This is a genomic window from Gluconobacter sp. P5E10, assembly GCF_018812145.1.
Classification (GTDB): Bacteria; Pseudomonadota; Alphaproteobacteria; order Acetobacterales; family Acetobacteraceae; genus Gluconobacter; species Gluconobacter cerinus.
In genome coordinates this window covers 498,767-512,307 of record NZ_JACRVZ010000003.1, presented here as the reverse complement: position 1 = coordinate 512,307, position 13,541 = coordinate 498,767, and the positions used below count along the sequence as shown (strand labels likewise).

General features: G+C 55.0%; 10 protein-coding genes, 1 tRNA gene and 1 rRNA gene. 6 read left to right on the top strand and 6 right to left on the bottom strand.

Going from position 1 to position 13,541, the window contains the following annotated elements:
• Positions 1-115: ribosomal RNA gene (gene rrf, locus KP707_RS08920) — 5S ribosomal RNA — on the top strand.
• Between the two features lie 48 nt (positions 116-163).
• Positions 164-240: transfer RNA gene (locus KP707_RS08915), tRNA-Met, on the top strand.
• 59 nt (positions 241-299) lie between these two features.
• On the opposite strand, the gene sodC is transcribed toward KP707_RS08915, so the two are convergent.
• Entirely contained in the window at positions 300-830 is a 531-nt protein-coding gene (gene sodC, locus KP707_RS08910; protein WP_211502827.1) for a superoxide dismutase[Cu-Zn], read from the bottom strand.
• A gap of 362 nt (positions 831-1,192) precedes the next feature.
• On the opposite strand from sodC, the gene KP707_RS08905 reads away from it, so the two are divergent.
• Positions 1,193-2,395, top strand: coding sequence for an MFS transporter (locus KP707_RS08905; RefSeq protein ID WP_211502826.1), 1,203 nt, complete (start codon positions 1,193-1,195; stop codon positions 2,393-2,395).
• A 76-nt stretch (positions 2,396-2,471) separates the two neighbouring features.
• Here KP707_RS08905 and KP707_RS08900 read toward each other — a convergent pair whose 3' ends face one another.
• From KP707_RS08900 to KP707_RS08890, 3 genes are all read right to left on the bottom strand, one after another.
• Complete coding sequence (locus KP707_RS08900; protein WP_086634254.1) at positions 2,472-4,946, bottom strand: TonB-dependent receptor; 2,475 nt, start codon at positions 4,944-4,946, stop codon at positions 2,472-2,474.
• Between the two features lie 137 nt (positions 4,947-5,083).
• The gene (locus KP707_RS08895) at positions 5,084-6,355 is read right to left on the bottom strand and encodes an MFS transporter (RefSeq protein WP_211502825.1); all 1,272 of its coding nucleotides are present in this window, start codon (positions 6,353-6,355) and stop codon (positions 5,084-5,086) included.
• Entirely contained in the window at positions 6,355-7,248 is an 894-nt protein-coding gene (locus tag KP707_RS08890; protein WP_249202871.1) for a LysR family transcriptional regulator, read from the bottom strand. The genes KP707_RS08895 and KP707_RS08890 overlap by 1 nt, the downstream gene beginning before the upstream one ends.
• 123 nt (positions 7,249-7,371) lie before the next feature.
• Between KP707_RS08890 and ggt the strand changes: the two genes are divergently transcribed.
• From ggt to KP707_RS08875, 3 genes are read left to right on the top strand one after another with little or no spacing between them, the layout of a single operon-like run.
• The gene (gene ggt, locus KP707_RS08885; protein ID WP_249202870.1) at positions 7,372-9,138 is read left to right on the top strand and encodes a gamma-glutamyltransferase; all 1,767 of its coding nucleotides are present in this window, start codon (positions 7,372-7,374) and stop codon (positions 9,136-9,138) included.
• A 28-nt stretch (positions 9,139-9,166) separates the two neighbouring features.
• On the top strand, positions 9,167-10,474 hold the full coding sequence (locus KP707_RS08880) for a lipase family protein (RefSeq protein WP_211502823.1): 1,308 nt from the start codon (positions 9,167-9,169) through the stop codon (positions 10,472-10,474).
• 44 nt (positions 10,475-10,518) lie between these two features.
• Complete coding sequence (locus KP707_RS08875; protein ID WP_211502822.1) at positions 10,519-11,253, top strand: copper homeostasis protein CutC; 735 nt, start codon at positions 10,519-10,521, stop codon at positions 11,251-11,253.
• Positions 11,254-11,362: 109 nt separating this feature from the next.
• On the opposite strand, the gene KP707_RS08870 is transcribed toward KP707_RS08875, so the two are convergent.
• Together KP707_RS08870 and KP707_RS08865 are read right to left on the bottom strand one after the other, a co-directional pair.
• A complete protein-coding gene (locus KP707_RS08870) occupies positions 11,363-12,643 on the bottom strand; it encodes a DEAD/DEAH box helicase (RefSeq protein ID WP_211502821.1) in 1,281 nt (426 codons plus the stop codon).
• A 179-nt stretch (positions 12,644-12,822) separates the two neighbouring features.
• Positions 12,823-13,260 (bottom strand): hypothetical protein, encoded by a 438-nt coding sequence (locus KP707_RS08865; RefSeq protein ID WP_099212049.1) that lies wholly within the window; start codon positions 13,258-13,260, stop codon positions 12,823-12,825.
• Positions 13,261-13,541: the final 281 nt, after the last annotated feature.

The window sequence follows — 13,541 nt, the reverse complement described above, 5'->3', positions numbered from 1 at the left end:
CCTGGTGGCCATTGCGAGGGCCCTACACCCGATCCCTTCCCGAACTCGGCCGTGAAATCCCTCAGCGCCTATGATACTGCACCTCAAGGTGCGGAAAAGTCGGTCGCCGCCAGGTCCCCTAGCCCACTCATCACTCCCACAACACCAACATCACCAATACCACCGCGGGGTGGAGCAGCCCGGTAGCTCGTCAGGCTCATAACCTGAAGGCCGTAGGTTCAAATCCTACCCCCGCAACCAGTGATTCAGTTTTAAACCCCCGCTATCTCATCGAGACAGCGGGGGTTTTGCGTTTTGCTCTACCGAACCACACCACAAATCACTCGAAGACCCGAACCACCAATCGGTTGACTCTGATAGTCATCAGCAGAAGCATGAATGACAAGAGACGAGCCGTCAGCATCCAATAGGGCCGGAAGGCCGTCTTGCCCCTTCAAAGATACAAATGTTGAATAAACTTCAGCTTTGGCCGTTCCGTCGCTGCCCGCATAAATGTTGGGAAGATCCCCAGAGTCATTTTCTCCGGCATTGAGCAGCCCATGCGTGACTGGTTTTGTGGTGTGCACATGCGAGCCTGCGCTGGTAAACGCAGGTGCGCTACAATTTCCTTTTTCATGAAAATGCATGCCATGCCAGCCAGGTGTCAGTCCACTGACTTCAATGTGGAGCACAACGCCCCTTGGAGCCTCAGTAATCTGTGCAGTGCCAACCGTTTTTCCGTCAGTTCCTGTGAGGGATGCGGTAGCTGTCTCTGCTGAGAATGCTAGTGAAGGCGTAAGAGCTATTGATCCCGCTACAAATGCGAGACGCTTTAAGCGTGCGAAAGTCATTGAAGTCTTTCTCCGGTCTGTAGATCGTTAGAACCATCTTATGACATGATTGGTTGGTAGTGGATTTTGTCGCAACTGCGACGCAATAGCAATAAGCGCATTTCATGCGCCCCGACATATCCGAGAGAACGCTAACCATTATCCCGCAATGCGACGTTCACATTGTCATGAGTTACAAAATTTCGGATGTGAGGCTGGTCGGCTACAGCCGATAAGTACTTTTATTATGTAACATAATGTTGGTAACGAGAGAAAAAAGAACCTTAAGTGAACTTCATTTCTTTCGTTTTGTTTTGGAAGAAAGCATGGCAGAAGGCGCGCTTGCGCAACGCGATTAATGCTGCACTGTATTCAGGGAAATTATGCTTTTCAAAACTCTCCCCAAGCAGACCATTATTGGTTTGTGCGCACTATTCGCGTGCACGTTCACGGCACTGACAAGCGAAGTGGCACCTGTCGGTCTACTGATTGATATGGCGCAGGGTTTTAGCATTACAGAAGGGCAGGCAGGACTGGCTGTAAGTGCTTTTGCTCTTATGGTTGCTTTGGGTGCAGTGCCTCTAACCATCCTGACTGCAAAGATTGACCGCAAGAAACTTATGCTCCTTTCATTGGGAGGATATGTTCTTTCCAATTTGATTGCAGCGGTTGCTCCGACATTCCTCATTTTATGTGCTGGGCGCGCTATCGGTGGAATCGCCCACGCCCTGCTGATGTCAATTGTCTCTGCCTATGCTGCCCGGCTTGTCCCACCCAAGATGACGGGAAGAGCTATTTCGTTTGTATATGGTGGGACCTCTCTTGGCTCCATTTTAGGTGTGCCTGGGGCAGCCGCCATTGGCCATTTTGCAAGCTGGCGTATTGCCATGCTTGTGATGACTGGTATTGCCGTTCTGCTGACGGTTTGCATTGCTGTTTTCCTGCCGCCAGTCGTAACGTCTGGAGATGCCAGCACGAACCTGCCATCGGTGGGGTCACGCAAGGCTATGAAGATCTTTCTCATAGTTGTGGCCATTGATGCGATCTTTTTCGTAGCTCACAACATGCTCTATACTTATGTTACGCCACTTCTTCTGGCGCATGGTCTTCCAAAAAGTGCTCTGAGTATCGCTCTCTTGTTGACAGGTGCCGTGAGTATTCTAGGGCTATGGGGGGCGGGTCAGATTGTTGATCGTTGGCCAGCTGCGGGCATGTTGGCAGGCGGAATGGCCATGCTTATCGGAATGGGCCTCATGTATGGTCACATTCTGTCTGGCTGGGGTTCTGTTGCATCTGTTGCGCTTTGGTGTACCGGCTATTCAGCACTCATTCCATTTGTGATGTCGGGCGCAATTCGTGCGAGAGCGACACGCCCGGATGTGGCGGGAGCAGCGATCAACGGCGGGAGTAATCTTGGGATTTTGCTCGGATCAGCACTTGGTGGTCAGGTGCTAACCTGGAATGGGTTTGGCGTTCTAACGCCAATTGCCATTGCCATTACGCTAACCGCTATCCTTCTGGCGATTTTTAATCCAGAGGCGTTTCCAAGAATACTGAACTCTTCAGAAGAAGAAGCTGCTTCCTGACAATGAGAAAGGGCCCCCGGATAGACATCCGGGGGCCCTTTTTTTATTTATCCAGTCTCGGTAGTACTGAAGCCGATCAGAATGATGTGGACAGTGTGCCCATCATCGCGAATGGCGGCATGATATAATAGGTCGGTGCCGTGTCCGCGCCGATCTTGTGACCATAGACGCCCGTTGTTGCCCGGGCATTATTCGAGAAGTAATAGACGCCACCCAGCTTGTACTGGCTGGTCAGGTTGGTGAAGTTCAGCTTGAAGGTCGGGGACTGTGCAATGAAGAACTTTGGCAGATGATAGCCAAGCGTCAGGGAGTCCGAGAAGTAAGACGGCATGTATTGATCGTTCATGAAGGATGATGCCTGCTTGGACGTGTAGTGCACGCTGGCATTCATGAAGAACGGGCCTTCATTATAGGTCAGACCAACGCTGCCTGAGAACTTCGGAGACATGACGGCCGTCTTGCCCTTGGTCCGTAGATAGTCAACGGAGCCATCGTCTGCCGTGGTCTGCAGGTTGTTGTCCATCGTTGTGTGCAGGTATTCGAACGCGAAATACGGGCTGAAACGATGGAACAGTGGGCGGGTGGACAGCATGACATCCACGCCGCGGATTGTCTCGCCACCTGCATTGATGGTCTGGCTGACCTGAACGTCATTGCTGAACATGTTAACGGACAGCAGACGGTTGGAGACGTTCATGTTGAAGAAGCTGATATCAGCCAGGAACAGATCGTCGCTGTAACGATAACCCAATTCTTCCTTGATCGAGTACTGCGGCTTTGCCCCTGCACCCGATGTTGTCATTTTGCCCGTGCTGGTGCTGTAGCGCGAGATCATGTTGATCGGGGAGGGCGCACGGAAATCGCCTTCAGCATTGATGTAAAGCTGATGATGAGGGGCGAAATTGTACGACCAGGAAAAGCGCGGCGTCGGCGAGACATAGGTGTGATTGGTGTGGCTGGCCGTGCTGGGCAGGTAGTCCTGACCTTCCAGCGTCATGGACGTCACCTTGATGCCTGCTGTGATGTTCATCTTGCGGTTCAGCAGGTGGACCGTGTCTTCCAGGAAGCCCGAGTTCAGGCTGTAAGACCCTAGGTAGTCAACGGAATTGTAAATGCTGCCGCTGGTTGTGCGGTAGTAGGACGACTTGTCCGTGTCCGACGGCTGCGCACCCGTTGTCTGGTTCATCTTGGACATAGGCGTCTTCAGGGAATAACGATATTCCTCGTGCCAATAGCCGATTTGACCGTCGTTATTCTCGGAGTGCCAACCCAGTGCAGCAACAACGCCGCCCTGCTGGGTCACGGACATGGAGTTTGTGGAGACTGCGGCACGCGTCGCCGTGCTGATCTTGCCGTCGCCGTTCAGGTCAACCCGCTGAAGCGCTGATCCGGCATAAGTATAGCCTTCCTGCAAACGGGATGCACTGTTCAACGTAATGTCGGAGCGCTCGTAGTATGGCGAGATGTTCAGCGTGAAGGTGTTGTTCAGCGCAAACTTCATCGGCATGGAGATGTAGAACTGGTCCTTGTCCGTACCGTGCACGCCATAATAGCTGCTCGGAGACGTGGCGCTGAACTGTGCATTGTAGCTCAGGGGCGTGGAGACCGGACGTCCATGCTTGTCGTTCTGGAAGTTTGCCAGCGTTGGATAACGGTTCAGGTAGTAGTGTGAGTGGTTATATCCGGCGAACAGATCAATGGAGCTCCGGTTGCCAATCAGCTTCTGGGCACGGAAATCCATATGCTTGCGATCGCTGTCGCCCGACCCGCGCCATGCGTCGGAGTGGGTGTTGGAAAACGACGCATAGCTTGTGATTCCGGTATGCCCGATTTCACCGGAGTCCACACGGATGAAGCCTCGTGTGCGGTTAAAGGACCCGTAGCTGCCGGACACCAGGCCGCCAAATTTCTTGGAGGGCGCGCGCGTGGTGATGCTCAGGGCGCCTGCGCCCGCTGAAGTCACGGGATCTTCCACGGAGATAGAGCCTGGGCTCATGCTCTCGGCAGAGATGTTGTTGCTGTCGATGTAGTTCTGGACGAAGTTTGAGGCTGATGACGTGCCGCCGTTTGCAATCGGCATGCCATTCAGCATGATGCCGATATCGTTGTCATACAGGCCGCGGCTCTGCATGGAACCGCCTTCATTGCCGCTCGGGTCCGGCGTCGTGATGTTCACGCTCGGCAGATTAGCAATCAGGTCGAGCGGGCTGCTCGTCGGGCTCTGCATTTCGATATAGTTCTGCGTCACGGTCTGTACAGCGCGGGATGCTGTTTCGGCGCGCATCATGCCACCGCCAGGCTGATGATGTGTTCCTGTGACGCTGATGGATTCTTTGCCTGCTTCAACTTCTGTGCGTGCTGCGTGCGCACGGTGCTTCGTAGGCTCTGTTGTCGCAGATGTTGCGGCATAGGCCGTTGGAACAGTCACGGAAAGACCGCTCAGAAACGTAGCTGCCGCAAGAGCTTTCTTTCCCGGCCCGAAAAGAGCGTTAAGCGGAACGGACATTCCGGAACGGCTGGAGCGACTGGGAGAGAAAGTACAGGAAGACATTTCTGGAACTCATTCTGCAGGAGACTAACGCTTCGATAGCGTTATGAATTTGGTAAACGAAGATAAAGGAGAGAATTATAAGAACATTCCAAAGAAAAAATTGATAGTTTCAATTTTTGTCTGAAGGGATGCCTGTGTCAGGAGCGGCGTGTCAGCAAAGGCTTAGCCAAAAGCACGCTCATGAAAGAAATAATGGCCGTCAGGATCATATAAAGTGCCGGAGCATGGTTCATACCGCTCCAGGCAATCAGCGCGGCGTTGGTCATGGGGGCGAGGCCTCCGAACAGCACCACGCCGAATGAATATCCCATGGTGAGGCCACGTCCTCGCCGTTCGCTAGGGAAGATCTGTCCGATGAAGCCATCGAGGGCTGCAAAATAGAAAAGCCCGCTCAGATTGAAGATTAGTGGCATGAGCAGCACTGTAGCCGGAGCAATGCGGATCAACTGAAATGCAGGCAATGGCAGAAGGATTAAAAAGGCACAGGACAGAAGCATGGGACGGATGCTGTGTGTTCTGTCAAAGCGGTCTGCCAGCTTCCAGCGCAGGGGCGTGAAAAGTAGTTGGCCGCCATAGGTCAGCAGTGGCGCAAGGGACGTGCTGATACTCGAGAGACTATACTGGCTGCGCGCATAATGCGGCATGTAGAGTCCGAGATATGTGATACCGCTTCCAAGCGCGACAGACCCCATGATGAGGGCAGTCCGCAGGATCGTGTCAGACTGGAAAAAGGGTGCCACAACAGCGGGGGCGGGCTGACGTATCGGCGGGTTCTGACGGTTCAGGACGAGGCGTAAAATCAACCCGCCCGTGCCCACAGCCGCACCAAGCCCTGTAGCGATACGAAAGGCATAGTCGTTGAATGCTGCTGTCGGGAGGCACAGGTTCAGAGCAAGGACGACAGTGGCAGCGCAAAGAGAGGCCGTAATTTGCCCGATAGCCTGCCAGCTTGCAGCACGCGCTTCATGGTGAGGCGCATGCTCGATCAGAAAAGATGTTGCGCTGCCAAATTCGCCACCAAGCGAGAAGCCGTGAATAAGCCGAGCTACGACAATCAGGACAGGTGCCGCAATGCCGATACTGGCGTAAGACGGCGTTACGGTAAGGAGTAGGCTGCCTGCCGCCATGAGAAGAATGCAGATCATCATGGTGGGGACGCGCCCCTGCCGATCTGCATAATTGCCCAGTACGATAGCTCCGAGCGGGCGGGCAAGAAGCGTCAGGCCGAACGTTGCAAGAGAAAGGCCAAGCTGCGACAGCGGAAGACCCGACGGAAAAAAGGTTCGGCCAATCGAGGCGGAAAAATACGCGTAGATGACGAAGTCGTAGTACTCAATGATATTGCCAATGATCGAAGCAATAACAGCCTGATCTGGTTTCTTTTGGAACAGGGTACCCGTCTTCGCCATCAACCCTGGATGCCCCCGAGTTTCTGGATCAGGAACTGAATGAACGAACGCAGTGTCGGCGCGGTGTAGCGCTCCTTGTGATACAGAAGATAAATAGGCCGAGACGGAAGCGTATAATCCGGAAGCAGGGCATGGAGTTTTCCGTCCCGGATATCTTCGCGCACCAGGTCTGAGGGCAACATGGCAATCCCCATGCCTGATAGTGCGGCGCGGCGCATGGCCTGCGTGTTATTGAAAAGACCCTTGCGGTGCATTTCTACCGAGACATGGCCTTGCGGTCCTTCAAAATGCCATTCCCGTCGAGCCCAGTGCCAAGGTGATGCGGGCGTGTAGGAAAAGGCCAGAGCGTCATGTGTCGCCAGTTGCTGAGGCGTTAGAAGCTCTTCACGGCGCGAAAGATACGCGGGAGAGGCGCAAAGCGTCATAGTGTAGTTGGAGAGCCGACGACAGATCAGGGAGGAAGGCTCCGGCACGCCCAGTCTGATGGCGATATCGAACTTCTCATGCGTCAGATCAACGCTGCGTTCCGTCAGGACAAGGTCGATATCCACGGAGGGATGCTCGTTCAGGTAATCCGCAATGCAGGGCGTGATGCTTTGTGTGCCATACGTGACCGGAGCGGTAATCCTCAGGGTGCCAGACGGGAGACTCTGGGCGGCTTCCGCCATGCGCTCCGTTTCGTCCAGCATGCTGAGAATTTTCTGGCATTTGGCGAAGTAGACGGCCCCGAATGCGGTCAGGCTCTGTCGACGCGTTGTACGTCTCAGCAGACTGGTGCCCAGTCGCTCCTCCAGCAGGCGCACGTAATTGCCCACCATTGTGGGTGAGATGCCGCATCGCTCTGCGGCAGACGTCATGCTTCCTGTTTCAACGACCGCGATAAAGGTCGTCATGGCCTGAAAAACGTTCATTGCAAACCGCAGATTAGTAATTATCGCACCATAACAGCATTTATCGAAGAGATCGAAGACCGTAACGGTTTGACGTAGATGCTCCCGATCAGGAACTGAAGGTTGATGTTTTCCATGCGTATCAGAAGTGCGGCTCTCTCCCAAAGAAAGCTTTCTGCCAGAACCCCGGTTCTTGTCGGCCTGCTTGGAGCAACGGCCCTCGGACTGAGCGCCTGTGCACAGCAGCTTCAACCTGCTCAGCCTGTATCCCAGCCCACAGTAGCCCATGATTTTATGGCTGCCACAGCCAATCCCATGGCATCCCGTGCTGCTTCTGATGTTCTGCAGAAGGGTGGAAGTGCAGTCGATGCTGCCATTGCGGCCCAGATGGTTCTGGCCGTGGTGGAGCCCCAGGCTTCCGGTCTGGGTGGTGGTTCCACCATCCTCTACTGGGATAAGGCGGCTGATCATCTAAGCTTCTTTGACGGTCTGGCCAGTGCCCCGGCCGGCATGCACCGGGACTACATGCATGATCGTAATGGCGTCCGGATTCCGGAAGTGACATTGCAGCGGACGGGCCGTGTGGTTGGCGTTCCCGGAACCTTGCGAACGCTGGCACTTCTGCATGAGCGCTATGGCAAGCTGCCTTGGAGCGACCTTTTTCAGCCTGCAATTTCAGCTGCCAGAGACGGCTTTCCGCTTGCCGGATATCTGCATCTTGTCCTGACCGAACGTCCGGAACTCGCGAAAGAACCGCAGTTTTCGGCATATTTTGATGCCAGTGGTCAGCCGCTGCCTAAAGGTACGATCCTGCACAATGCCGACCTGGCAGGCACGCTTGAACATGTAGCGCACGATGGGGCGGAATACTTCTATACGGGCGCTTTTGCGAAAAAGCTGTCCGCTGCGGTTACGAGTGGCGCTTATCCCGGGGCACTGTCTCCTGAGGATTTGAAGAACTACAAGGTGCGTGAGCGGGCCCCTCTGTGTGTTACGGCCTTTAATCGTCGCATCTGCTCCGCGGCTCCTCCGGTTGCGGGTGGACTGTCTGTTCTGCAACAGCTTGCCATTCTGGATCGTCTGAACATTGGTCAGTACAAGCCGGGCAGTGTGGAAGCTGCCCATCTGCTGCTTGAAGCCTCCCGTCTGGCCGAGGCCGATCGCCGGAAATATGCTGCGGATCCGGATTACACGCGCGTGGATACGGCAGCCATGCTTGATCCAGCGTATCTCGATCGCCGGGCGAAGCTTGTGTCAACGGGTGAAGCGGCCAATCGCGTGGTGGCAGGGCAACTTGCCGGGAAGCTGGCGCTTTTGCCATCGTCCGACCCGATGACTGTGCCTGCAACAACGCATCTGTCCATCCGTGATGCATCTGGCAATGCGCTGTCTTTCACAACCACGATCAATCTGAATTTCGGATCGGATATCATTGTGGATGGTGTCGTCCTGAACAATGCCATCACGAATTTTGCGTCGCATCCTTTCGTGAATGGGCAGCCTGCGGCCAATATTGCAGCACCGGGGAAGCGTCCTATCACCACCATGTCTCCAACCATCGTCTTTGGGCAGAACGGGCAGCCTGAAGTCATCGTTGGTGCAGGCGGTGGTGCCCGGATTATTGATTCTGTCGTGCAGACGCTGGTGGGCTATCTGGCGTGGGGACAAAATATCCGCACGGCTATTGAGCAGCCTCGGATTGGGGCCCAGAATCATGCCGAGGAACTGGAGCAGGGCACATCTGCCGCCGGACTTGCTTCTGCTTTGAGTGCGATGGGACACCACCCGAAAATTGACGTCATGAATGCCGCCGTGCAGGGCATCACCATTCATTCGGACGGCCTCACGGGATGGGGTGACCCGCACCGTGACGGCGTGGCCGTCGGTCAGTAATATCTGCCTCGATCTGCTGGAGACCATAATGAAGCTTTCTTTCCGCGCTGCCCTCAGCGCTGCCACACTCCTGTCTCTCGCGGCCTGTGCCGAACCCGCCCAGACTGCAAAGCCTGCCGGTGTGGCAGAGGTGGATCGTGCTCTGGGTGACGGCGGAGTCAGCGATTTTTACATACCGCCCGCTCAGGTGCCGGCAACGGTGGGTCAGATGATCCGCACACAGCCTATTACCGATCGTCCGCTGCCGGAAAATGCAGGCCAGGCCGTGCGGACGCTTTACACGTCCATCAGTGGGGTGAATGCTCCTGATCCCGTCACGGTTTCCGGTCAGATCATCTTTCCCAAGGGTACGCCCCCTAAAGGTGGCTGGCCTGTTGTGGCATGGGAACACGGCACAACAGGGATTGCGGATATCTGCGCCCCGTCCTGGCGGGGATATCTCTCCCGGGATCGTGCCTATCTGGATCATTGGCTGAAGGCGGGCTTTGCCGTTGTGGCCAGTGATTATCAAGGACTGGGAACACCGGGCCCGCATCCGTATCTGATGTACCGGCCGGAAGGTTACAGCGTTCTGAACGGGTTGCGCGCCGCTCTGGCTCAGTACAAGGGCACGCTTCAGAACCGTATCATTCTTGTTGGTCAGTCACAGGGCGGTGGCGCTGCGTTAGGTACGGCCTGGCTTTCCCCCAAATATGCACCGGATCTGCATGTCCTTGGAACGGTTGCAACTGGCGTCGTAACGCAATTCAAGCTGCCGGATCATCCCAAGCATGATCCGCTTCCACGCCTGAATGTCGAACCACCGCACATGGCTGCGGCTTTTGGTATCCTGACGATTGAGGGATCCCGGAAGAGCCTGCATCCTGAGGTGGATGTCCGTGCAAACATGACGGATAAGGGCAAGGACCTGTCTCATCAGGCCCGTCAGACCTGCCTTGGCGATCTGTTCCGATATACGGAGGCGCATGACATCACCGAAGACAATGCGTACGCAGGTGATACATCCAGGCTTGAAGCTGACTTTCAGGACGCATTCACCATCCCGGATGCGCACATGACGATGCCGGTTTTCGTGGGTACAGGCCTCGCCGATAATGAAGCGGGTGTGGCCCAGCAGTATAACGCTGTTGCGGCCATGTGTGACGCAGGTACGAACGTAACGTGGAAGACCTATTCGGGTCTGACTCACAACGGGGCAGTGAACGGCTCTGCGGCTGATTCTGTTCCGTTTGCGCTGGCGCTGCTGAAAAGCCATCATCCGAAAGGAAACTGTGCAACGATCAAGCCCGTTTCCGAAGTGGAGAAGGCATTGCCGGGAATTCGCTGGAACAACTGAGTTCTGTCGGCCTGTGCGTTCTCCCGTCTGGGAAAGGAACGTTTATGCCGACGCTTGAAATCTGTGTTGAAGATGCCGTTGGGTTGCAAACAGCCCAGCGGCCTGGCGTCTCGCGGATTGAACTGTGTTCCGCTCTGGCGCTGGGTGGCCTGACCCCTTCGGCAGGGCTGATGCACCTTGCTGCAAAATCGACGGTCCCAGTTTACGCCATGATCCGCCCCCGAGAGGGCGGCTTTGTGTTTGCCGAAGCGGAAATTGATCAGATGCTGGCGGACATTGATGCCGCTCGTGCAGCAGGGCTGGCTGGTGTGGTTCTCGGAGCGTCTCTGGACGATCACACGCTTGATATCGCGACCCTGAAGCGTCTGTCTGAGGCCGCCGGGTCAATGGGGCGCACGCTTCATCGCATCTTCGATCTCACGCCTAACCCACTCATGGCCGTGGATCAGGCGGTTGAGTTGGGTTTTGAAAGAATACTGACGTCTGGGCAGGCAATTAGCGCCCCCAAGGGACATTCTGTTCTGAAGAATATTGTGCATCATGCCGCCGGGCGTATCGAAATCATGGCGGGAAGTGGTGTGCGTGTGGGGAACGCGCGTGATCTTCTGCGCAACACAGGTGTCACCAGTCTTCATGCCTCCTGCCGGGGGCCATCTGTCGGGCAGGCCTGTCGCGTCTGGGACCTGGGGTTTGGGCGACTGGCATCCCGAACCAGTGGTCGGATTATCGACCAGATGCTGGCTATTTTGGCTGAAGAAACAGCATCGGCAGATGCTTGAAGAAGAGTGATCCCAGACGTCACTCAGCGGTTTTCATGAAAACCGCAATGACGCTAACGGATTACTATAATCCGTTAGCGTCGAAGAAAAACCGAAAGCTAAATTAGCTTCAGGCTCTCTTGGCGGCCTCACGTGCGGCAAGCTTTTCTTCTTCAGTCCAGACTTTTCGCTCCCGCTTGACTTGTGGTTTGACCTGCTTGACCGGGCCACCCCCTAAGACGGGAGCGCGCATGGTGGAGTGCCGTGCGGTTTCTGAGTGCCATGGATGGTCGGTGTGAACCGTCAATGTACGACCGATTTCTCGTTCCACATCGTGCAGCCACGCACGTTGTTCGGCATCGCACAAAGTGATGGCGAAACCACTGCGCCCGGCGCGCCCGGTGCGGCCGATGCGATGGACATAGCTTTCAGGCAGACTTGGAAGATCGTGGTTGAAAACATGTGTGACGGTGTCAACGTCGATGCCACGGGCGGCGATATCCGTGGCAACGAGGACTTGTACGGTTCCGTCACGGAATGCGCTGAGTGCGCGTTCCCGCTGGCCCTGGGACCTGTTGCCGTGCAAGGCTTCTGCGGTGATCCCGGCCTCGGTCAGGAAAGCACAGACCTCATTGGCAATATTCTTTTGAAGTGTGAAAACGACGGCCTGACCGACATCCTGTGTTTCAAGCTGGGCTAGGAGAGCCGTTTTTTTGTGAGCTGCATCCATAAACATCACGGATTGCTCAATGCGGTCCACGGTGGTTGATGGAGGAGCAATTTCGACTTTTACCGGATCATTGAGAAGGCTCTCAACCAATGCCGCGATAGATTTCGGCATCGTGGCCGAAAACAGAACGGTATGCCGATCTTTCGGTAGTGTTGCGACGATACGCTCAATCGGTTTTGCGAAGCCCATATCCAGCATCTGATCGGCCTCATCAAGTACAAGCGCTTCAAGCTGCGATAGATCGCATAAGCCTTGCTCGATAAGATCCAGAAGCCGCCCTGGGGCGGCGACAATAATGTCCACGCCATTCTCAAGTGCATTCACCTGATGAAACTGGCTGACACCGCCGAAAATCGTCGTCACGCGAAGATTCAGATGACGACCAAAGCTCTCAAAGCCATCCGCAATCTGGGAGACAAGCTCGCGTGTCGGTGCGAGCACGAGGACGCGTGCGCCACTCTTTGGGGCTGTGCGAGGATTAGCCGCGAGGCGGTGCAACAGTGGAAGAGCGAAAGATGCCGTCTTTCCTGTACCTGTCTGGGCCATGCCCAATAGGTCACGGCCCTCCAGCAGCATGGGAATTGACTGTGCCTGGATAGGGGTAGGTGTGACATATCCTTCTTCAGCCAGAGCGCTCAGAAGAGTGGGCGCCAAGCAAAGATCGGCGAAAGTCATGGACATGGACACGCGGCGCCTCCGGCGCTCAATAATGCTGCGCCTGGTTGGGCTTCGCTGTTTCAGAACGCGGAGTTCTACGGGTGATGCCGGCCTGGGTCAACGCGCTACAGCGGCTCTTTTATCTCCGTGGAAGCATCGAATTTCCAGTCATCCTCACGACTGCATTCGTCCATGATCATAATTTATGATTTGGCGACATCACGCATCGCAACCACCAGATTCATATGAGAGGCTAGAAGGCGCTGGGGAAGCGTGGGGAGATAAATGCGGATGGCTTCCAGTCTTTTTGACTCTGGCAGAGTAGCAAAAGGCGGACGCGAGCCTTCGCCATCGCTGCCCGCATCGTAGCTCTTAGCGATCGCATTAATGAGGGAGGCAGGCACAGAAGCCAGTAGTGTCCTTTGGGCAGGACTTAAAACTTTGTCCCGAAGAGGTCCAGATAAGGTTCGAATTTCAGAAACTTTTGGAGGTTCGTAAGGCTTCAGCTGAGACAGTGGGAATTCAACTTCCACACCATTGCTTTGCATCACGTAGCCAGTGGAACCTTCAATATCCACAAGCTTGCCATCATGGGCGCCTTTGAGGTCTGAAACATGATCGCCGATTGATAACTGTGCCATGGCTAATTTCCCAGTAAGATGCTTCATAGGGGGCCATGAAGTGCCTGACCGTCAAGCAGGCAACGCCATCTGAGGCGCGTTTCTTCCTCTCGCATCGGGATCGTTTGTGGTTGCGTCCCTTCGGTGGATATTTCTGGTAGTCAGCAATGCCGGTATGACACGCTCATTTCCCAGGGCCCATGCACCAGTCATTTGGGCTCGCGTACTTGATATGTTTGTGATTCGTAATTTATACAAATAATAATCGTTTGTTCTTTAGTGATTAAAAATCAAAAATTATA